This window comes from Kingella kingae (genome assembly GCF_900475905.1).
GTDB lineage: Bacteria > Pseudomonadota > Gammaproteobacteria > Burkholderiales > Neisseriaceae > Kingella > Kingella kingae.
Genome location: NZ_LS483426.1, coordinates 367682 through 390535 on the forward strand (window position 1 = coordinate 367682; position 22854 = coordinate 390535).

Consider the following 22854-nt stretch of genomic DNA (forward strand, 5'->3'; position numbering starts at 1 on the left):
ACCATAAATAATCGGATTACCCAATCATAAAAAGATTGAATAATCCGATTATTTCATCAACAAAGCAGCCTGCACTTTCATATCACAAAAGTGCAGGCTGCTTTTTAACTTACATTAGCCTTTACGAGCTGCGGTAACTTCAGCCGCTACGTTCGCTGGAGCTTCTGCGTATTTCGCAAATTCCATTGAGTAAGTAGCGCGACCTTGTGTTGCAGAACGCAAGTCAGTTGAGTAACCGAACATTTCAGCCAATGGCACTTCAGCGCGAACTTTTTTGCCACCGATGCCGTCATCGTCCATACCCAAAACGATACCGCGACGACGGTTCAAGTCGCCCATTACGTCGCCCATGTAGTCTTCAGGCGTTTCCACTTCAACTGCCATGATTGGCTCAAGCAATGCAGGCGATGCTTTACGCATACCTTCTTTAAATGCTTGAGAAGCTGCCAATTCAAACGCTAATTGTGAAGAGTCCACATCGTGTGAAGAACCGAATACCAAGCGTACACGAACGTCTACCACAGGGAAACCTGCTACCACGCCGTTTGGCAATGTGTCGCGGATACCTTTATCAACAGACGGAATGAATTCGCGTGGAATCACACCACCTTTAATTTCGTCGATAAATTCGTAACCCTTGCCACCTGGTTCCATAGGTTCCATTTTAATCACAACGTGACCGTATTGACCTTTACCACCAGATTGTTTCGCGTGTTTGTATTCAGATTCCACTTCTTTGCGGATAGTTTCGCGGTATGCCACCTGTGGCGCACCGATGTTTGCTTCTACCGCAAATTCGCGTTTCATACGGTCAACAATAATTTCCAAGTGCAATTCGCCCATACCAGAAATGATTGTTTGACCTGATTCTTCGTCTGTACGAACGCGGAATGATGGGTCTTCTTTTGCCAAACGGTTCAAAGCGATACCCATTTTTTCTTGGTCAGCTTTGGTTTTTGGCTCAACAGCAACGTGGATTACTGGCTCTGGGAATTCCATGCGTTCCAAGATGATAGGCGCATCTTCTGAACACAAAGTTTCGCCAGTCGTAACGTCTTTCAAACCGATTGCAGCAGCGATGTCGCCAGCGCGTACTTCTTCAATTTCATCACGGTCGTTTGCAGTCATTTGCACCAAGCGACCGATACGCTCACGAGTACCTTTAACTGAGTTTACAACGGTATCGCCTGATTTCAAAACGCCTGAATATACGCGGATAAACGTCAAGTTACCCACATATTTATCATTCATCATTTTGAATGCCAATGCAGAGAATTTTTCATCATCGTCAGCTTGACGAGATGCTTTTTCGCCATTTGGCAATTCGCCTTGTACAGGCGGAATGTCGGTAGGTGCAGGCAGCAATTCTACTACCGCGTCCAACATACGTTGTACACCTTTGTTTTTAAAGGCAGAACCGCACAACATTGGTTGAATTTCGCCAGCCAATGTACGCGCACGCAACGCACCAATGATTTCTTCTTCAGACAGCTCTTCGCCACCCAAGTATTTGTCCATCAATTCCTCGTTGGCTTCGGCTGCGGCTTCAATCATGTTTTGACGCCATTCTTCAGCGGTAGAAACCAAGTCAGCAGGAATATCGCCATAAGTAAAGGTTGTACCTTTGTCGGCTTCATTCCAAATGATGGCTTTCATTTTCAACAAATCTACGACGCCTTCAAAGCTTTCTTCTGCACCAACTGGGATAACGATTGGTACAGGATTCGCGCGCAAGCGAGTACGCATTTGTTCTACCACGCGGAAGAAGTTTGCGCCTTGACGGTCCATTTTGTTTACAAATGCCAAACGTGGCACTTTGTATTTATTGGCTTGACGCCATACGGTTTCAGATTGTGGTTGTACGCCACCTACTGCACAGTAAACCATTACTGCGCCGTCCAATACACGCATAGAACGCTCTACTTCAACGGTAAAGTCAACGTGTCCTGGGGTGTCAATGATGTTGAAACGGTGTTCTTTAAACTGTTTCGCCATACCAGACCAATATGATGTTACGGCAGCAGAAGTAATAGTAATACCACGTTCTTGCTCTTGTTCCATCCAGTCGGTTGTTGCTGCACCGTCATGCACTTCACCCAGTTTGTGTGTCAGACCAGTGTAGAACAAGATACGTTCAGTTGTAGTGGTTTTACCAGCATCAATGTGAGCCGAAATACCGATGTTACGGTACAAGCTAATAGGGGTTTTGCGAGCCATGTTAATGTCCTCTCAATATTAGAAGCGGAAGTGAGAGAATGCTTTGTTCGCTTCTGCCATACGGTGTACTTCTTCGCGTTTTTTCAACGCACCGCCGCGACCTTCAGAAGCATCAATCAACTCGCCAGCCAAACGCAAATCCATAGATTTTTCACCACGTTTGCGTGCAGCGTCTCGAACCCAGCGCATTGCCAACGCCAAGCGGCGGTCAGCACGAACTTCAACAGGAACTTGGTAGTTAGCACCACCTACGCGGCGGCTTTTTACTTCTACCAATGGTTTAGCGTTTGCAATGGCTTCGTTAAATACTTCAATCGCTTCTTTGCCTTGTACTTTTTTGGCAATTTGTTCCAATGCGCCGTACACGATGCGTTCTGCAACGGCTTTTTTACCGTCAATCATCAATACGTTCATGAATTTAGTCAATTCAACGCTGCCGAATTTTGGGTCTGGCAATACGTCGCGTTTTGGGACTTCTCTACGTCTTGGCATGTTAATTCCTATCTATTCAGTTGGGGCATACCCATGAATGCTCATGCGGGCATTCACTTACTCAGTACATTGTTTAATGTAACTGACGTGCCATGTTTAATTTGTGAAAATCAATAATCATGTGATTATTTTTTAGGGCGTTTTGCACCGTATTTAGAGCGAGCTTGTTTACGGTCTTTCACACCAGCAGTATCCAATGAACCGCGTACTGTGTGGTAACGTACACCTGGCAAGTCTTTTACACGACCACCGCGAATCAATACTACGCTGTGTTCTTGCAAGTTATGACCTTCACCACCGATGTATGAAATCACTTCAAAACCATTGGTCAAACGTACTTTACATACTTTACGCAAAGCTGAGTTTGGTTTTTTAGGAGTTGTTGTGTAAACGCGTGTGCAAACGCCACGTTTTTGTGGGCATGCTTCCAACGCTGGTACTTTGTTCACATAAACAGGTTTTTGACGACCTTTGCGAACTAATTGGTTAATAGTTGGCATATTTTTTATTCCTGTTGAAAAAATACTTGCTAGCACCATTGCCAGCAAGCCGAGCATTATCGCTTTCTTACCAATGCTTTGTCAATAAGGGAATGATTGATTGCGGTTTTTTGCATTTAAAAGCAGCCTGCACTTTACATAAATTAGAGTGCAGGCTGCTTTTTATGTATCAATTAAGGTACATAACGTGGCAAAACACCGTTCGGCAATAGCTGCCACACATAGCCTGTGTAGTTTTGTTTGCCTGCGATTTGCCCTGCTGCTTCGCCATAGCCCCAGAAGTAATCCACACGAACTGCGCCTTTAATCGCTGCGCCTGTGTCTTGCGCGATGATGAGTCGGTTTAGCCCTTGCGTGGGGGCATCGGGGTGGGTGGTCGCTAAAAATAGCGGTGCGCCCAATGTGATGTATTTTTTATCTACCGCGCCAGAAAATTCGCCTGTTAATGGCGCGCCTAATGCGCCAATCGGCCCTAATTCAGACGAGCCTGATAGCGGACGGAAAAAGATGTAGCGCGGATTTTGCGCCAATACTTCGGTTAATCGCTGCGGATTGGCTTCCATCCATGCTTTGATGCCTTGCATGGACGTTTGCGCCAATGGCAAGTAATTGCGGTTTGCCATATATCGTCCAATGGATTGATAGATGTGTCCGTTGTGTTCGGCAAATCCCAATCGCACAAATTGACCGCTTGGCGTTCTTAATCGCCCTGAACCTTGAACGTGCATGAAGAACAATTCAACAGGGTCGTTGGCGTAACCCAAAATGGGGACGCGCCCATTAATTGCGCCTGCATTAATTTGGTCGCGCGTAAAATAGGGAACAAATTGGTTGCCGACAATGCGTCCGCGCAAAGTGGTACTGCGTTCGGGGAATTGCGCCAAATTGGCAATATACGCGCCATTGGCTTGCACTACGCCACGATTTGCGCCCACCACGCCCACGCGAATGGTGGCTTGGCTGTTTCGCAATGAGCTGGGCAGCGGCACGGAAATCAAATCATTGGGAATGCCATAAATCGGAAAACGCGCGATGTTGGTACGGCGCACATCGCCATTTAACACAGGTTCGTAATAGCCTGTTACTTTGCCGCCGATTTGTCCTTTGTCGCTCACTTGCCACGGCGTAAACACTTGTTCAAAAAATTGCTTGGCAGCGGCGTGATTGATGGGCATTTGATAAGCACGCGCACAGGCGTATTGCCATTCCGCTTGCGATGCCAACTTGGTGCAACTGTTTTTAAACGATTGCAGGCTGCTTGCGAATGGCTGATTAAACCATTGCGGCAAATCGTTAAACGACACAACGCGATATTGCGCCGAACTACCCGCTGGCTGATGCACAAAGCCCTGTGCCACAGGCGCGTTAGGGCTGGTGGTAATGGGTTGAGTTGGATAAGTGGGATAAGTAGTCGGTTGAGTTGGGCGCGATGAAGTGCTAGGGCAGGCAGACAACAACAAAACTGCTGCGCTCAAAATCAAAGGGCGAACAGCAGTATGATGTAAAACGTGGGACATTAGGCGTTCCTTATATTGAGTGGGACAATCATGCTGATTTATAGTGGATTAAATTTAGATTAGGACAAGGCGACAACGACCGCCGTGTACATCTAGTACATAAGGGAGTTGGCAGCGCTGTACTAATCTAAATTTAATTCACTATATCTCATTGATTTTATAATTTTTTATTAAAATGTACAAGCAGCCTGCACTTTCTATACACACAAAAGTGCAGGCTGCTTTATCTTATTTGGCAGACAATTTTTTCAATTCATAAACCAAATCCAACGCCTGACGCGCCGTTAAATCATCGGGATTGATGTTCGCCAATTTTTCTATGATTGCTTGATTGCTGTCATCGGCATCGGGCAAGGCTTCTTCAAAAATCGCGTTGTTGGCGAACAAGTCTAGCTGTCTATCGGCAGCCTGCACTTCCAAATCACGCAAATGTCGTCTTGCCGATTTTAACGCGATTGGTGGCAATCCTGCCAATTTCGCCACCGCAATGCCGTAGCTTTTTTCTGCTGCACCGTCTTGAATTTGATGCAAGAAAACAATGTCTTGCCCTTGCTCCAATGCCGATAAATGTTGATTAAACGCGCCCGATTGGTGTTCAGGCAGCCGTGTTAATTCAAAATAATGCGTGGCAAACAAACTCAACGACTGATTGTGCTGCAACAAATGCTCTGCAATCGCGTGTGCCAACGCCAAGCCGTCAAACGTGGACGTGCCACGTCCGACTTCGTCCATAAGAACCAGCGATTGCGCGGTGGCGTGATGCAAAATATAAGCCGTTTCCGACATTTCCACCATAAACGTGGAACGGTTGCTCGCCAAATCATCGCTTGCGCCAATGCGCGTGAAAATTTGGTCAATTTTGCCAATCAGCGCGTGTTCGGCTGGCACAAAGCTGCCCGTGTGCGCCAGCAGCGCAATCAACGCCACTTGGCGCATATAAGTGGATTTACCGCCCATATTCGGACCTGTCAGCAAACACAAACGCTGCGCCGTATTCAGCGCGGTGTTGTTGGGCGTGAAGCGCGTAACTTGTTGTTCTACCACAGGGTGTCTGCCGTTGTGAATGTGGATTTCGGCTTGCTCGCTAAATTGCGGCATGATGTAGTGCTGCGTTTGCGCGGTGTGGGCGAAACTGCACAATACGTCTAGCGTGGCAACAGCTTTCGCGGTTTGTTGGATTTGCGCTAATTGCGTTTGCAGGCTGCTTATTAGTTGCTCAAATAAGGTTTTTTCCAATGCCAACGCGCGTTCTTGCGCTTGCAAAAATTTGTCTTCAAACGCTTTTAATTCGGGCGTGATAAATCGCTCGGCATTTTTCAGCGTTTGGCGGCGTTGGTAATCGCTTGGGGCTAGTTCCGCCTGATTTTTGGATAATTCAATGTAAAAACCGTGTACGCGGTTGAACTCCACTTTTAGCGTGGATAATTGCGTGCGTTCGCGTTCACGGTTTTCCAAATCGCGCAAAAAATCACCGCCATGCGTTTGTAAATGGCGCAATTCGTCTAAATCGGCGTGGTAATTATCGTTAATCACATTGCCGTCTTTTAGCCAAACAGACGGTTCGGGCAACAAAGCAGCCTGCAATAATGTTGCCGTGTCGCGCACCGCAGGAAAACACGCCGCCAATGTGTCCAACAAACTGCTTGGCGGCAATTTAATCGTTTGTACTTGCAACAAAGCATCGCGCAATGCCGACAAATCACGTGGGCGCGCCGTGCCAAGCGCAATACGTGCTGCGATGCGTTCAATGTCTGCCATGTTTTTCAGGCTGTTTGAAATATCCGCAAAATTATGTTGCAGCAATGCCGCCACCGCATCTAATCGCGCCTGCACATAATCCCGATTGCGCAACGGGTGGTGCAACCAATGCGCCAACAAACGGCTACCCATATGCGTTACACACTTATCAAACACCGAAAACAACGTGGGCGATTTTTTACCGCTCAAAGTTGCTGTGATTTCCAAATTACGGCGCGTTGCCGCGTCCAGCGCGATAAACTGATTGACCGTTTCCAGCGTTAGCGCGTCCATGTGTGGCGGCAATTGGTTTTGCGTGATTTTCAAATAATTCAACAACGCCCCAGCCGCCGAAATCGCCGCCGAATGTTCCTGCAAATCCAAACCAAAACCGCGCAAATCCTGACAAGCAAAATAATCCGTTAGCAATTTAAACGCCGTATCGGGCGCAAATTGCCACGCATTCAAACGGCTGATTGGGATTTTCGGGAAATATTCAGGCAGCCTGAACGCATCATCTACCAACAATTCCGCCACTTGCAACCGCGCCAATTCATCAACCAACTGATTAGGCTGAATCAACTTCACGCGAAACTCGCCACTTTCCAACGCCGCCCACGCCAACGCGCTCTGCTTTTTGCCAACAAACCACGCGGCAATGCGATTCGTTTCCTTGTCTTCCAGCAACGCGCTATCGGTAAGCGTGCCAGCCGTAACGATTCGCGCCACTTTGCGCTCCACCACTTTGCCAGCGACCACATCGCCCACTTGCTCGCAAATTGCCGCGCTTTTGCCCAGCTTCACCAACTTGACTAAATACTGTTCCAGCGCGTGATAGGGTACGCCCGCCATTTGAATCGGTTCGCCATTGTGCTGCCCGCGAGTCGTGAGCGTGATGTCCAACAATTTCGCCGCCACCACCGCATCATCAAAAAACAATTCATAAAAATCGCCCATGCGATAAAACACTAATTTATCAAGATGTTGCTCTTTGATTGCGAGATATTGCTGCATCATCGGCGATGGCGGTTTAACGGCGGTCATGCTGTACTTTCTTGTGAAATAAAATACGTGGATTTTAAGGGATTTTGATGTTCTTACGCAAAAATGCAGGCTGCTTTTTTCACAGAAAAATCCGCAAAAAAGCAGCCTGCACTTTGTTTATCTAATCCTCTGCTGACTCGCCCAATCCACAATTTCACTGGGTTGTCGCCTGCGCCCTACTCTACCGCCGACCACATACACTTGTCGCCCAAATTGTCGGCGCACTTCGCGTTCGTTGCGGCATGGGCGTTGTTTGGCGCGATTGCACGATGTGGATACCAAAGCAGCCTGCACTTGTTGGCACAATCCACGCGCTATGTCGTGCGCTGGAATCCGCACCGCCAGTTTATTGCGCCCCCTACCGCGCAAATTAGGCAACACCGTTGGCTTCGCTGGCAACAGCACCGTTTTGGGCGCAGGCCATATGGCTTGCAACGCAGCAACGTCATCGCAAGGCAGCCTGCACAAATGCGGTTGCAACTGCGACCAGTTTGCACCAATCACAATCATGCCTTTGTGTTGCGGGCGTTTTTTTAGGCGCAACAAAGTACGCAAACCGCGCACATTGTCGGGCAACGCGCCCAAGCCGTAGCATGATTCAGTGGGATAGGCAACCACGCCGCCACGTTTTAAATGGGCGCGTAACTGGGCAATTTGTTGAAAAGATAAGGGACGGTGCATGATGTTTTCTTTAAAGCAGCCTGCAATATTATAGTGGATTAAATTTAGATTAGGACAAGGCGACAACGACCGCCGTGTACACCTAGTACATAAGGGAGTTGGCAACGCTGTACTAATCTAAATTTAATTCACTATAACGATTTGTCGGGGTCAAGACCGCCGACAACAATCACAAAAAACCGCACCCAATACCGAGTGCGGTTCTTATCGTGGCAAATTATACCACTTCTAATACAAAATATTCACGCAATTTTTCATACACTTCATCGCTCACATTGATGCAGCCATTGGTCATAATCCGCTGACCTACATCATTTGATGCGATTCGCTCCAAACGCCGCTCGGCAGGTTTGCGCGTCCACACGCGATGCAATGCAAACAAAAAATCGCCCTCTTGCTTAAAACCAATCACTTCGCCGTCATAACCAGGGGCGGACGTTTGAACAATATTCAAACCAAACACCCCTTTTGGCGTGGTTTTGCCAATTAACACGCGATGACAATCTTGTGTGTCGGCAAAACATAACTCCGCTTTGCTGGTATCCACCACCACGCGTTTGCTTTGAATAAACGCTTCGGTGGCTGCGTCGTATTCAGCCAGTGCAGGCTGCCCTGCCAGCAAAGTCATCAACAAAACCAATAGTTTTGTTTTCATGAATTATTGACGGATTTTGGCAGGAGTTGGCACAACTTCGCGAATAATGATTTGTGGCGGAGGTGCAACTGGCTCTGGTTGTTGTGGTGGGCAAGCCGCGCCTACTGGGTCCACCGCGCGCCAATGGAAGCTACGCGCATATTTTTGGCTGTCAAACAAAATTTTGTATTGACAAGTGGTTACGCCATTTGGGCCGACACCTGGTGTATTGAAATGGAACAAATAATCCCATTCGCGCACACGGAAGCCTTCTTCAAAGTGTGGGCGACCAATCAAATAATACAACTGGTCTTTGGTCATGCCCGAACGGATTTGCTTCAAGCTATCCACATTGGGGAATGTGCCACGGTCTTTGTTAAATGTGGTGCTGCGTGGATTGGGCCAATCCAATGTGCTGCTTTGACCTTCGCTATTGGGCGAAGAGTTTACCGAATTACACGCCACCAAAGTGCAGGCTGCTATTGCCAACAAAGACATCGTTTTTAAGTTTTTCATCAACATAATTTTTTTCCTGTTTGATTCTTTGCAAGCAGCCTGCAATTGGCAAGCTGCTCTCAAAGAATGATTAAACAAAGGGTTTAACGATTACCACTGATAACCAGCACCCACGGTTGCACCGAAGTGACCTCTGCTGTTACCGCTCGCAGTACCTTTAACAATCCAGTTACCGCTATCGGAAATAGCCGAGAAGCCCACAGCATAACCCTGTTTGCCGCGATAAGTGCTTGCACCCACCGCAACCATGCTCTTACCAGGTAAGTAAGCCTGTGGTACGCCAGCCGTTGCCATTGCGCTTGCTGTGCCTGCATCGGCATCATCGGCAACATCGTTAATGCGCGCGTTCAAATTGTTCGCCACATTGTTGATGTTCGCGCCAATCGCTTGGTTAGTGTAATACAACTGGCTACCGTTAATCGCATCGGTAGAGTTCGCCGAAATCACGCCAGCGGCAACGCCTTGTACTTTGTTACCACCCATGTTCACAGTTGAATTTGGATTAACCGTGAAATTATTCACAGTCGTGTTGCCAGCAACAGTCAAATCACCTTTAACGTTAATATCTTTCGATGTTGCCACCGTGATATTGTTGCCGTCACGTTTAATGTCGATGTTACCGCCATTCAGGAACTGAACTGTGTTACCTGGAGACACTTTTGATGCTGTGTCGCCATTGGCTTGCAAGTTCCAACCACTGTTGTTAATCGCATTGGCAACCGTCGTCGCATTAACCAAGCTGCTGCCGTTGGCATTGGTTGGCGTATCCACTTTGCCGTTGTTGGCAACGGTCAAGTTAGTAGTTACCACTTCCAATGCACCTGTTGAGCCTTGTTTAATGGTTTTATCATCGGTTTTCACATCAATCGCGCCTGTTGTGCTGTTTATAGTCAAACTTTTGCCAGTATTAACCGATACATCGTAAATATTTGCACCTGTGGTTGTATTGGTACTTACGTTTACTCGAACAGTTTTGTCATTTGATGTTACTTCTTCTTTTGATGCCGCAACTTGTGATTTCAACTGACTTACATTTGATTTCAACTGACTTACATTAACCGCATCTGTGTCATTAACACCTGCTGCTACGTTGGTAATTGTGTTACCGCCATTATTGAGACCACCATCTGTTAAGCTAACTGTTTTATTTGGATCGGCATTTTTAATCGTAATACCAGCATTATTAACAGTGGTGTTACCAGCATTTACGCTATCAACAGTAATGTTTTTTGCCAAGTCATAAACCACATCGTTGTTCGCAGCGACTTTTGAAATCACGATGTTGCCATCGGTATTTTTCATATCTACTGTTTCACCAGGATTTACTACCGAACCATTCTTACCTTCTGCCGTCAAAGTAAAGCCACTGTTGTTAATCGCATTGGCTACTGTGGTCGCATTAACCAAGCCGCTGCCATTTTCAGCACTTGGCGTTACCACTTTACCTGCTGGCGTGTTGTTGTTCGCAGTCGTTGGTGCGGTACTTACGTCCAATGTGGTCGTTTTCGCCGCAACTTGGGTGTTGGTTACTGGATCCGCACCTGCAATCGGATTGTTCGAACCATCTACTTGGTTTGCTGGATAGTATTTACCATCGTTCGCTTTAACCAATGGATTGCCTTTCCCATCAACAATTTGCGTTGTCTTGTTATCAACTGCAATGTTGTATGCAACTTTGCTCGCATTGCCATCGCTTGTAACGGTTGCAGTTGTGCCTGCACCATTGACAAAGTTTACTGTGTCATATGGGCGTACAAAGTCTACTGCTTGACCATTGCCTTGCAAATTCCAGCCTGCATTCAATACATCGCCTACTGTCGCTGCATTATTCAACTGAACCGCTGTCAAAGTCGGTGCTGCTTTGGCTTTGGTTACTTCTGCACCGATGCCTGTCGCTACATTACCCTTACCATCTGCGTTTGCAACTGATGTCGTGTTTTCCAATGTACCTTTTACGTTAGTCAAAGTCATTGGTGCAGTCGTGTTGTTATCTCCATTGTTCATCGATGCGATAATAGTCGTTGCAGGGGCTACTGTTGCACCTGCTGTATTAGTGTACGTCTTCGTAGTTGGGTTGTAAGTTGCGTTGGCAATATCGGCTGGTTTGTAGAACTTGCCGTCTTGTCCTTTAACTAACTTATCGCCGTTTTCATTGGTGTACACAATTGGCAATTGGGCATTTTCTACGGTTGATTGAGCATTCACATCAACTGTAATCGTGCGCACGCCATTAACTGTTTCACCTTTAACTGTCGCTAAACCTGTGCCTTTGAAATCAACTTGGTTGGAATTTTTAACAACGTCTGTATAGCCATTACTATCTTTAGTTGACACAACCCAACCCATGTTTTTCAGGTCGCCCACTGTGGCTGCTGCATTTACATTGTTGTTTGCGTTCGCCAAATCAACCAACGTTGCAGGCTGCCCTGTGGCGGTCGCATTGCTATCTGGATTGATTGCAACAGTCGTTGTGTTCAAGCTAGATGCTACGCCTGTAATTTGCGTTGGCTTGCCATTTGCACTGGTAATGTTCAATGCAGTTGTTGGTTTATTGTCCTTGGGGTTGTTGCTGGCAGGAGTTGCCGCTTCAGCCTTAAAGTTCACTGCATTATCAGGCTTACTACCAACTGTCATCGTGGTGGTGTTTACGTTGTTGAACGTTACATCATCTTTGGTTGCAACTGTGATGGTGCTACCTGTTTGAGTGATGTTGATGTTTTTACCACCATCAATCGTTACTTTGTCGCCTGGGTTAATCACATCTGATTGACCTGTTGGCGTATCTCCGTTTGATGAAGTCAAAGTAAAGCCGCTTTTGTTAATCGCATTGGCTACCGTTGTCGCATTAACCAAGCTGCTGCCATTTTCAGTCTTTGGCGTTACCACTTTACCTGCTGGCGTGTTGTCGTTCGCAGCCGTTGGTTCAGTACTTACGTCCAAGGTGGTTGTTTTCGCCGCAACTTGGGTGCTGGTCGGATTCAGTGCAGTCAACGGATTCACTGGCGCACCTGTTGAGTCAACTACTGTGCCTGTGCCTGTGCCGTCATCTCTACTACCCGCTGGATAGTATTTACCACCAATCTCTACTGAACCTGCTGGGTAGTAGTTGCCATTAGCAGCCTGCACTATCGGTGCGCCTTTTTGGTCTACCAACTGTGTTGTCTTGTTATCTACCGCTACGTTGTAACCTACGTTGCTTACGTTGCCATCGCTGGTAACGGTTGCAGTTGTGCCTGCACCATTGACAAAGTTTACTGTGTCGTATGGCTTAACAAAATCTACTGCTTGACCGTTGCCTTGCAAATTCCAGCCTGCATTCAATACATCGCCTACTGTCGCTGCGTTGTTCAAGTGCGTTGCTGTCAAAGTCGGTGCTGCTTTGGCTTTGGTTACTTCTGCACCGATGCCTGTCGCTGCATTACCCTTACCATCTGCGTTTGCAACTGATGTCGTGTTTTCCAATGTGCCTTTTAAGTTAGTCAAAGTCATTGGTGCAGCAGTCGTGCTGTTATTGCCATTATTCATGGACGCAATCACATCGCCTTTGTTTGTCGGTTTTACGTTCGATGCCGTAGCTGGCGCACCTGTTGAATCAACTGGATCGCCTGATGTATTGGTTGTCGTACCTGCTGGGTAATAGGCCTTGGTTTTAGGGTTGTAAACCAAATTTGCAATATCAGCTGGTTTGTAGAACTTGCCGTCTTGTCCTTTTACTAACTTATCTCCTTTGGCATTGGTGTACACCACTGGCAACTGTGCATTCTCTACAACGTTTTGGTTGTTTGCACGGAATGTGAATACTGAACCGTTTTGTTCAATATCCATATTGTCGCCCGCTACAAATCGAACTGTTCCACCTGGATTGATTAATTCATTCGCTGGTGCTTTACCGCTGTTTTTACCTGCATCAACTTTACCTGCAATCACGTTAAAGCCGCTTTTGTTGATTGCATCAGCAACTGTGGTCGCATTAACCAAGTTTGGCGTATTACCAACAGTTGTTGCACTAACTGTACCGTTTCTTTGATTTGAAAGCTGAGCCGTAGTCGTAATTTGGTTGGCAATCAAATACAGTTGCGAACCATTAATTGCTTCAGTTGAAGTCGCAGAAATATTACCAGCAGCAACATTCACAATCTTACGAGCATCAGAAGCACTTGCACCAACGCTTACATATTTACCAGTACCTGTTACAGCACCAACAAAGTTGCCGTAAGTAATGCCGTTTACAATAGCAGAAGAGCATGTAACAACAGACGCAGAGCCTGCGCTACCATTACCCAACACAACAGATTCATTAGTTGTCGCAGTGATGTTGTTACCCAACACCATTGTATTGTTGCCTGAAACAGTGTTTCGGTTACCTACTGCACGGCTGTAATTTGCAGCAGAAGTAAAGTTATTCAGGTTACCAAACGCACCAGCTTCATTAGCAGCCATGGTGTTATTGTTACCAACGGTGTAAGCACCAGAGCCTGTAATTGTACTAAGGTCACCGAATGCACCAGAGTTGTTACCGCTTACATTATTGGTATAACCAATAGAAATAGATTGATTACCAGATGCTATTGTATTTGTACCAATTGCAATAGAGTGATTATTGCTTGATGTAGCGTTCGCACCCATACCGATAGACTGTTCACCAGTCGCATCAGTACCTGGGCCTACCGCAATCGAACCATTACCACTTGCATTAGACGCTACGCCCAAAGCAGTAGAAGCCAAACCAGTTGCGAATGATTGCGTACCAAATGCAGTAGCTAAGTCACCAGAACGAGATTGAATACCTACTGCAATAGAAGCTGCACCATAAGCATTGGTTGCCATATATTGCGCTTCAGTAGTAGTAGAAGATAATTTATCGACTTTCTTAACCAAATCTTGACCAGAAATTCTCTTAAATTCTGTATTTACCGCACCTGAGTTTATTGCGCCAGCTGTTACACACGAAACACCATTAAGTGAACGACCCATGCCAGAAGCTTTATCCAAGTCATCACCACCAATTGCCAACGCAGAAGCACCAGAAGAAACAGTATTACCACCAATCGCTACAGATTGATCACCCGTTGCTTTAGTTTGTGAACCCAAGGCAACCGCTTGAGAAGCAGTTGCACAAGCCAACTGACCGATAGCAACTACTTCCGATGCAGAACCGTTGCTTTGGTTACCAATCGCAATAATGCCGTAATTCAATGCGCTGTCAGTAGAAGAAGCTTTACTATTGTTACCAATAGCGATGTTATCTGTACCCGTTGCAGTAGCATTAGAACCAACTGCAACGTCTGTTCCTATTGCTGAAGCTCCAGAACCCACAGCAACAGCAGAATAATTCGCCTTCGCTTTTTCACCAATAGCTACACCTCTATCTGTTGCTTCTGCTTCGGTAGCAATACTTGTTCCAGAGGTTGAGCCAATGGAGACAGCTGCCTGCGCCGTTAAAGGCACAAGCTGAGCCGCTGCCAAAGCAATTGCCGCAGCAATAGCCTTCTTCGAAGATTTAGACTTACCTTTGCTCGGCTCAAACTCCGCCACCGCAACGTAAGTATTGGTCGATTCGTTATACACCACTCTGTATGTATGATTCATAAGTTATATCCTTATTAATTAAAATAATTTTAGGCTTGAATCGCGTCAATTTAATTCAGCCAAACGAACATTTATCCAAGCTAAAAATCAATGAACTTGTTTAATATAAAACAATATGTGAAAAAATTTGTGCATTTTATCACTTTGATAAACTCTACGCCATTTGGTACAGACAAGCAAAAATGCAACCAAATTCAATAATTTAGAATGACTATTCTATGTTTTTCAATGTTTACCATTTGTTTTTTATTGGTATTTTTTCTACTTGCAATGGGTAAATTTAAGTAAAACGCCAAGCAGCCTGCACTTTTCTGTTGCTTATTGGCTGTTTGGCTGTTTAATAAGGCGATTTAGACGTGGTAAAGATTTGGCTTTGTGCCGTATTTGGGATACAATCGCGCCACTTTGCGGAAAGGTGGATGAGTGGTTGAAGTCGCACGCCTGGAAAGCGTGTATACGTGCAAGCGTATCGAGGGTTCGAATCCCTTCCTTTCCGCCAGTTAAATTTTGTATAGTGCAGGCTGCTTGGTTTATCCATATCAAAGCAGCCTGCACTTTTTGTGTTTAAACAAAGTGCAGGCTGCTTTTGTTGCTTGCCGTGGCTTACATATATTTTTGGATAATTTGATTTAATTCGCCGCTTTTTTTAAGCTCTGCCAAACCTGTATTGATTTTTTGCAGCAATTCGGGTTTGTCTTTGCTAACCATCAACACCATGCTCATGGAGGCTTCTTGCTGCGATGAGTGGACGTATTCTGCTATGTCAAACGAATAGTCTTTGAGTGTCGGACTTTTGGCATAGAATTTGAGCGCGGTGCAGTCGCCCACTGCCACATCGGTCGATTTTTTTACTAACGACGATAATATCAAGAAATTGGTTTGTTCTTTCATAATTTGTGATTCTTTAACGTTGTTGGCACTCATCAATTCTTCTTCCATTCCCTCGTCATTTAGCACACCAATTTTACCTTTTGTCCAGTCGGGCAATGTGGTCTCTTTAATGTGTACCAAACAGTCGCCCGAGCGCATATAGGAATCGGTTGGTACGACAATATTGGCATCAGCTTCGTCTTGAGCTGTACCCATTGCCACAATGTCAATTTTTTTGTCTTGCACTTCTTTGTAGGCAACGTTCCACAGAGTTGGGACGAATTCAACAGTAAAACCTTGTTTATCCGCAATTTTTTGTAGAATATCAATTTCTAACCCTTGTGCGTTATTGTTTTCAGCAAACGCATAGGGGCGGTATTCGGCAGACACCCCCACTTTGACAACTGATGCAGATTTAGCAGCGGCAGTAGGCGCAGAAGCTGCTGGCGCAGGTGCTGGTGCTGGTGGCGCAGTTTCTTTGCCAGAACACGCTGCCAATGCCATTGTCATTGTCATCACAATTAATTTAGTTTTTAATAATTTGTTCATTTGATACTTCCTTCTATTCTTTAAATATCGTTTATCCAACCAAACAAAACTTTTGATTTCATTTGACTATTGTTATTCTATAAAGAAGCGATAGGCTTTTCTATGCCCTATCTTATTTAGTTATTTTTTTGAAAAAATCGGCTATTTTTTATCTGTAAATCATCATAAATAGGGAGTTTTATAGACTTATTTGACATAAAATTGTGTCGATTAAATTGTTTGGCGATGTATAGTGGATTAAATTTCGATTAGGACAAGGCGACAACAACCGTCGTGTACATCTAGTACATAAGGGAGTTGGCAACGCTGTACTAATCTAAATTTAATTCACTATAAAAAGCAGCCTGCACTTGTGTTAAACAAACATGCAGGCTGCTTTGTTGTGGTTTTGGGAATGAGTTAGCGTTTATCCACAATTTCTTTAAGCAATGAATAGGAATGCATTTGTTTGGTTTCGTCAAAAATGTAGCTCACCGCCATGATTTCATCAAACTGCACGGATTTTGCCAAGCTGTCTAACTGGAACGCGACAGATTCGGGGCTGCCAATCAATGAACACGCGGTCATGCTTTCCACGACGGCGCGGTCTTCGCTGTAAATCGGCAATTCCACAGGCGCGAAATGGGTGGCGCGTTTGGCTTGCGTGTGGTGTTGCCAAACTTCTTCGTTGGACGACATGGGCGGTTGCAATTTTTGCTGCGCGTTGGTAACGACATTGATGAAAAACTGGGTTTGCGTGGTGGCGAGTGATTTGGCTTCTTCGTCGGTGTCGGCAACAATCGCGTTTACGCCCACAATCACATACGGCGCGGCTAGGTATTTGGACGGTTTAAAATTTTGGCGGTAAATCTGCACCGCCATTTCCAACATTCGCGGTGCAAAATGGGACGCGAACGCATACGGCAAACCGAGTTCGGCGGCTAAATACGCGCTTTCGGTGCTGGAACCGAGAATGTAAAACGGCACGTCCAAGCCTGCGGCTGGATAGGCGGATACGTTGGCGGTGTCGTCAAAATAGGCGCGTAATTCGGCGATTTCTTCGGCAAAATCGCCGTGTTGGCGGTTTTTGCGTAGAGCGTAGGCGGTTCGCATATCCGTTCCCGGCGCGCGTCCCAAGCCGAGTTCTACGCGATTGGGGTAGAGCGTGGCGAGTGTGCCGTATTGTTCGGCTACAACGTAGGGGCTGTGGTTGGGCAACATCACGCCACCCGAGCCTACGCGCAAGGTTTGGGTGTTTGCCAATGCGTGTTGAATCAACAGCGATGTGGCGGAACTGGCTAGGTTTTTCATGTTGTGGTGTTCGGCAATCCACAGGCGTTCCATGCCGATTTTTTCGGCTTGTTGGGCGAGCGTTACCATCGATTGCATGGCGGCGGCGTAGTCTTGTCCTTCACGCACAGGGATGAGATTGAGTAGGGAAAGTTTCATTTTGTGTGCCTTGAAATGTTGTAACTGAAAATAAGTCGGGGCGGAGTAGGGGATTTCAAGGGAATAAATGTTGTTTCAGGCTGCCTGAAAATAATTTATTGAGATAGAAAATGATAAAGCTACCCAAATTTCCATTCAGGTAGCTGCTTTATTACAACACAATATAATCTAGGTATTTGGAACCGCTAGATTAAAATAAAGTTAATTGTCTTGGATAAGAACGACAATGTTCACGAACATATTCCCAATGCCCTAAACGATAGCGTGAATAAGCGCAAACATGTACACCGCGTGGATAGTTGCAATGCATATCTATCTCCTATGTAAAGTTGCTTACCTCTTGGCGAAAAGCATAGACAAGGAGATATATTATGTTTAGAATTCGCTGTACATAACCAATGTAAGTAGTTCAATTTATAACTCCTGTAAACAGTGGGTAAGAAAACTGCTTTGATATTTAAGTTGGCAGCTTAAATGTCACTATTTTTTAAGACGGCTTGAAATGTTGGTAGCATTTCAAGCCGTTTTTTATTCAAAACAAACTCAACTGCTTAGGAGTGGTCTTAATATCAAATAATTTAAGCATGATTTCAGCAAAATAATCAGCTTGTGCCTCTGCATCATCGATTTCAGTTATTACATACCCCTCTGATTTCATATAAATAGGAGAATGTTTTAAGATAACATGTCCAATTTCATGAAAAAATACTTCTAAATCTTCAGTATTTAATTTTTTTGCCCCATCAAAAACTCGCTTAGGTATAACAATTTCTTTTTTTGAAGGGGTGCTTTCTCCTTTTTTATGAATAGAGTGTACTCTATCCCATTTTGCATTTGTTTCAATATGAATTGAAATATCTTGTTCTGATAAAATATCAATTAAATTTTCAATATTAGGGGTTTGAATTCCATTATTGATAAAATTAATAAATAATTGGACAGCAAATTGTGCAATTTCCCTATTTGTTCTTGCTTGCACCATGTATCCTCTTAATTGATAAGGTTCGTCTAAATTTTCCAGCATTAAAAATTTACTCCAATATTTTTGTGATTGCATCAATTTGTTCTTGTGTTAAATTAGTTTTAGCAAATTTTGCTACTGTTTTTTGTGTATTTATATCGAGACCTTCTAGACTCATTTGTCCATTAGCTAAAATTGCATCTTCCTCGAGATTGGCTAAATCTTCAAAATTAGCCCCTTTTGAAATTAAATAATCCCTAATTACAGGCACTAAACCCATCGGGATTTTTTTAACGCCTGTTTCAATTGCACTGAGGAAAGAAACAGTTTTTTTAATTCCTTTTGACATGCTAGAAAGAGTTTCGCCTGTGTCTATCCTCGCTTTCCGAATAGTCTTTCCAAAATCATTTAACATTAAATTTACTCCCAATAAATAAAGTTCATTACCCACAATTTAAGGTAAAAGGACTTAACAAAAATGAACTACAATCACAGCAATACGTAAAAAATTATACCATTTATCAAAACTAATTCAACCAATTTAGGTGAAATTTTACTAAATAAATATCAATACATTGTTTTTAAATTAAATTATTTTTTAAAATTTGAGTCCTACCCATGAAAATACCCATAAATCTTCTCCGCCAACGCCCGACTAATCCCCTCCGTCTGCGCCAAATCGTCCACGCTCGCCGCCTGCACCCCACGCAATCCGCCAAACCGCATGAGTAAAGCCGCTTTCCGTTTCGCGCCCACGCCATCAATATCATTCAACGATGAAGTTACTCGCGCCTTATCGCGTTTCGCACGCATGCCCGTAATCGCAAAACGATGGCTTTCATCGCGCACCGTCTGCAACAAATGCAAGGCTGGCGAATTGGGCGGCAGCCTGAAACGCTCGCCCGAAAACGGCAAAATCAATTCTTCCAAACCTGCTTTGCGTTCCACCCCTTTCGCAATGCCAACCAACGGAATCGTCAAACCCAACTCTTCCCACACCGCCACCGCCACGCCAATTTGCCCCATGCCGCCGTCAATCAACACCGCGTCAGGAAAACGCACCGTTTCGCCATTCGCCTGCGCTTCCTTCATCTTACCGTAACGCCGCGTCAGTACTTCACGCATCGCCGCGTAATCATCATTCGTTACGCTGTTAATGTTGTAACGGCGATACTGGCTCGGCTGCATGGCAAAATCATCGTAAACCACACAACTCGCCATCGTCGCTTCGCCCTGCGTGTGGCTGATGTCAAAACATTCCAAACGCTGCAAATCGCTTTCAGGCAGCCCCACGATTTCCGCCAACGCCGCCACTCGCGCTTGCTGATTCACATTTTGTAATTGATGTTGCGACAGCGCGTGTTCTGCGTTTTGAATCGCCATATTTAGCCATACTTTACGCTCGCCTTTTTCCGCTTTTGGGAATTGAATGGCGCGACTGTGTTCACTATTCAAAGCAGCCTGCAAACTTTCAGGCAGCCTGAAATTACAAATCAACACATCAGGCTTCATTTTGCCCAAATAATGTTGCGCGACAAAGGCTTCCGCATAATCCTGACCGTTTGGATTCGGGTCGTGGCGCGTGTCGGGGAAAAAAGATTTATCGCCAACGTGCCGCCCACCGCGAATGCTGACCCAATGCAAACACACGCCACCATTTGCCTGCGCCAACGCCACAATATCAATATCCGCCTGATTGCCCACGCTTTGACTGTCAATAAATTGCTTGCTCTGAATCACGCTCAACGCCTGAATTTGGTCGCGCAATTTCGCTGCCGTTTCAAAATCCAAATCATCGGCAGCCTGAAACATTTGCTTTTCCAAATCTTTCAACAAATCCGCCGTTTTGCCATTTAAAAACGCCGCCGCATTTCGCACCTGTTCCGCGTAATCATCACGCGACACCGAACCCACGCACGGCGCGGAACAACGCTTAATCTGCGCGAGCAAACACGGACGGTCGCGGTGTGAAAATACGCTGTCTTCACACGTCCGCAATTGAAACACTTTCTGCAAAATCTCAATGCTGTCGCGCACCGCGTAGCCGTTGGGATAGGGGCCGAAATATTGATTAGGCTTTTTCGGTGTGCCGCGAAAATACGCCAATTTGGGAAATTCGTGTCCGCTAATCATCAAATACGGATACGATTTATCATCGCGGAACAAAATATTGTATTTGGGCAACAAAGATTTAATCAGATTGTTTTCCAAAATCAAGGCTTCGGCTTCGCTGCGCGTGAGCGTGATTTCCACCCGTGCAATTTGTTTAATCATCAACTGAATGCGCGGCGAATGGTCGGATTTTTGAAAATAGCTGGACACGCGGCGTTTCAAATTGACCGCTTTGCCAACGTATAACACGCTGTCGTCTGCGGCAATCATGCGGTACACGCCCGATGAATTGGGGAGCGATTTTAGGAAAATTTCTAGGTTGAATTCGGACATTTCAGGCTGCCTGAAAAATAATTGGAATGGGGGAATTATCGCATTATCCGCGAAATATGCGCCATCAAAGCAGAATAATCCTTTTCTGTAAAACCTGTTTGCGCTTGGCAATAAAAAACATTCGCGCATTCGGGTTCAAAAAATTCGGGCATATCATCTAGCGCAATCCACGGCTCGGATAGGCGATTGTGTTCGTTGCGCCACACACCAATTTCGCGCTCGCGGCTGCCTGTCCAAGCGATGCGAGTCAATGTGGGCGTAATGCCAATAATGCGCTCTCGGAAATCGGGGCTGAAAAAATGTTTCAAATCCGACAGCGCGTATTGATTGCGCCATGTGGAAGAAATCACAAATTGCGCGTATTGATTTTCAGGCAGCCTGAAAAATTGTTCAAAAATGGGTACGTTTGAAAATAAACATCTTCAAACGCATTTGCCAAACATTGCACGTCGCCAGCCGCCAAATTCAAGCCTTTTGCGCCTGTGGGTGGCACAATGTGCGCCGCATCGACCGCCCAAAACAGCGAATGCCAACGCATCAGCTCGCTCACAAAACTACGCAAGGGCGCGATGCTTTTTTCCAAGCTCGGGCAGTAACCAAACGCTCCGCCGCTTCGGGGCTTAAACGGTTTTTCAATTCCGCCCAAAAACGCTCGTCCGACCAATCTTCCACTTTATCAGTTAAAGGCACTTGCAAATAATAACGGCTGCAATCGCGCAAAAAAAGCAGCCTGCACATGAAATTCAATGTGCAGGCTGCTTTTAAACAACGATTAAACTTTTGCAGCAGCAGCTACTTCGGCAGCGTAGTCCACAACCGCTTTTTCAATGCCGTCGCCCACTTTATAGCGAACAAAGCTCACGATTTCCGTACCGTTTTCTTTGGCAAATTGAGCAACCGTTTGGTCAGGATTCATCACAAATGCTTGGCCATTTAAGCTAACTTCAGCCAAGTATTTTTTGATGCGACCTTCAACCATTTTCGCTGCGATTTCAGCAGGTTTGCCAGATTCAATCGCTTGTTGCGTGTAAATGTGGCGTTCTTTTTCAACCAATTCAGCGTCCACTTGGTCTTCGCGTACACATTGTGGTTTAGCAGCAACGATGTGCATACCCACTTTGCGTGCCACGTCTTCAGAACCTTTGAACTCAACCAACACGCCCTCGGTTGCCAAAGCACCGTGAATGTAAGCAACCAATTGACCGTCAGTCTCAATCACTTGGAAACGGCGTACAGACATATTTTCACCCAATTTAGCAATCACCGCTTTGCGCTCTTCTTCAACCAAAGCTGCCAATTCTTCAACGGTAGCAGGTTTTTTCGCCGCCGCAGTTTGCGCCACAGAGTTTGCAAATGCAACGAAACCAGCGTCTTTTGCTACGAAGTCTGTTTCGCAGTTTACTTCTACCAACGCGCCTACATTGCCGTTAATCGCAAATGCCAACACGCCCTCGGCAGCGGTACGACCAGCCAATTTACCTGCTTTCGCACCAGATTTAATACGCAAAATTTCTTCTGCTTTTTCAAAATTACCTTCTGCTTCAACCAATGCTTTTTTGCATTCCATCATGCCCAAGCCAGTAGCCGCACGCAAGTCAGCAACCATTTTTGCAGTAATTTCTGCCATGTTGTTCTCCAAACAATTCAATAAGATATATTCAAAACAAGCTGCCT

Annotated in this window: 18 protein-coding genes and 1 tRNA gene; 1 reads left to right on the forward strand and 18 read right to left on the reverse strand. The window is 45.5% G+C overall.

Going from position 1 to position 22854, the window contains the following annotated elements; all coding sequences use genetic code 11:
- Positions 1–114: 114 nt before the first annotated feature.
- The 9 genes from fusA to knh form a co-directional block, all read right to left on the reverse strand.
- Positions 115–2217, reverse strand: a complete 2103-nt coding sequence (fusA, locus tag DQN52_RS02055) for an elongation factor G (protein WP_003788628.1) — start codon at positions 2215–2217, stop codon at positions 115–117.
- Between the two features lie 18 nt (positions 2218–2235).
- The gene (gene rpsG, locus DQN52_RS02060) at positions 2236–2709 is read right to left on the reverse strand and encodes a 30S ribosomal protein S7 (RefSeq protein ID WP_003788629.1); all 474 of its coding nucleotides are present in this window, start codon (positions 2707–2709) and stop codon (positions 2236–2238) included.
- Between the two features lie 125 nt (positions 2710–2834).
- Positions 2835–3209, reverse strand: a complete 375-nt coding sequence (rpsL, locus tag DQN52_RS02065) for a 30S ribosomal protein S12 (RefSeq protein ID WP_003792002.1) — start codon at positions 3207–3209, stop codon at positions 2835–2837.
- 173 nt (positions 3210–3382) lie between these two features.
- On the reverse strand, positions 3383–4726 hold the full coding sequence (mltA, locus tag DQN52_RS02070; protein WP_003788634.1) for a murein transglycosylase A: 1344 nt from the start codon (positions 4724–4726) through the stop codon (positions 3383–3385).
- A gap of 228 nt (positions 4727–4954) precedes the next feature.
- Complete coding sequence (gene mutS / locus DQN52_RS02075; protein ID WP_003788635.1) at positions 4955–7507, reverse strand: DNA mismatch repair protein MutS; 2553 nt, start codon at positions 7505–7507, stop codon at positions 4955–4957.
- A 117-nt stretch (positions 7508–7624) separates the two neighbouring features.
- The gene (locus DQN52_RS02080; protein ID WP_003792006.1) at positions 7625–8188 is read right to left on the reverse strand and encodes an L-threonylcarbamoyladenylate synthase; all 564 of its coding nucleotides are present in this window, start codon (positions 8186–8188) and stop codon (positions 7625–7627) included.
- Positions 8189–8405: 217 nt separating this feature from the next.
- The gene (locus DQN52_RS02085) at positions 8406–8843 is read right to left on the reverse strand and encodes a hypothetical protein (protein ID WP_003788637.1); all 438 of its coding nucleotides are present in this window, start codon (positions 8841–8843) and stop codon (positions 8406–8408) included.
- Between the two features lie 3 nt (positions 8844–8846).
- The gene (locus DQN52_RS02090; RefSeq protein WP_080561241.1) at positions 8847–9344 is read right to left on the reverse strand and encodes an outer membrane protein assembly factor BamE; all 498 of its coding nucleotides are present in this window, start codon (positions 9342–9344) and stop codon (positions 8847–8849) included.
- Between the two features lie 84 nt (positions 9345–9428).
- Positions 9429–14927, reverse strand: a complete 5499-nt coding sequence (knh, locus tag DQN52_RS02095; protein ID WP_003788641.1) for a trimeric autotransporter adhesin Knh — start codon at positions 14925–14927, stop codon at positions 9429–9431.
- Between the two features lie 409 nt (positions 14928–15336).
- On the opposite strand from knh, the gene DQN52_RS02100 reads away from it, so the two are divergent.
- A tRNA-Ser gene (locus tag DQN52_RS02100) sits at positions 15337–15426 on the forward strand.
- 104 nt (positions 15427–15530) lie between these two features.
- Here DQN52_RS02100 and DQN52_RS02105 read toward each other — a convergent pair.
- The 9 genes from DQN52_RS02105 to tsf form a co-directional block, all read right to left on the reverse strand.
- The gene (locus DQN52_RS02105) at positions 15531–16346 is read right to left on the reverse strand and encodes a substrate-binding periplasmic protein (RefSeq protein WP_003788645.1); all 816 of its coding nucleotides are present in this window, start codon (positions 16344–16346) and stop codon (positions 15531–15533) included.
- Positions 16347–16745: 399 nt separating this feature from the next.
- The gene (locus DQN52_RS02110; protein WP_003788647.1) at positions 16746–17774 is read right to left on the reverse strand and encodes an LLM class flavin-dependent oxidoreductase; all 1029 of its coding nucleotides are present in this window, start codon (positions 17772–17774) and stop codon (positions 16746–16748) included.
- Between the two features lie 532 nt (positions 17775–18306).
- Positions 18307–18831, reverse strand: coding sequence for a hypothetical protein (locus DQN52_RS02115; RefSeq protein ID WP_050792409.1), 525 nt, complete (start codon positions 18829–18831; stop codon positions 18307–18309).
- Complete coding sequence (locus DQN52_RS02120; RefSeq protein ID WP_003788652.1) at positions 18806–19150, reverse strand: helix-turn-helix domain-containing protein; 345 nt, start codon at positions 19148–19150, stop codon at positions 18806–18808. The genes DQN52_RS02115 and DQN52_RS02120 overlap by 26 nt, the downstream gene beginning before the upstream one ends.
- Before the next feature lie 197 nt (positions 19151–19347).
- Positions 19348–21180 carry an excinuclease ABC subunit UvrC gene (gene uvrC, locus DQN52_RS02125; RefSeq protein WP_032827844.1) on the reverse strand — a complete coding sequence of 611 codons (1833 nt, stop codon included), beginning with the start codon at positions 21178–21180 and terminating at the stop codon, positions 19348–19350.
- Positions 21181–21215: 35 nt separating this feature from the next.
- Positions 21216–21578 carry an HAD domain-containing protein gene (locus DQN52_RS02130; RefSeq protein ID WP_331250423.1) on the reverse strand — a complete coding sequence of 121 codons (363 nt, stop codon included), beginning with the start codon at positions 21576–21578 and terminating at the stop codon, positions 21216–21218.
- A complete protein-coding gene (locus DQN52_RS11290) occupies positions 21527–21742 on the reverse strand; it encodes an FAD-dependent monooxygenase (RefSeq protein WP_071461627.1) in 216 nt (71 codons plus the stop codon). The genes DQN52_RS02130 and DQN52_RS11290 overlap by 52 nt, the downstream gene beginning before the upstream one ends.
- On the reverse strand, positions 21727–21900 hold the full coding sequence (locus DQN52_RS11295) for a hypothetical protein (RefSeq protein ID WP_230466983.1): 174 nt from the start codon (positions 21898–21900) through the stop codon (positions 21727–21729). Before DQN52_RS11295 ends, DQN52_RS11290 begins: the two co-directional genes overlap by 16 nt.
- A 52-nt stretch (positions 21901–21952) precedes the next feature.
- Entirely contained in the window at positions 21953–22807 is an 855-nt protein-coding gene (tsf, locus tag DQN52_RS02140) for a translation elongation factor Ts (RefSeq protein ID WP_003788661.1), read from the reverse strand.
- Positions 22808–22854 lie beyond the last annotated feature (47 nt).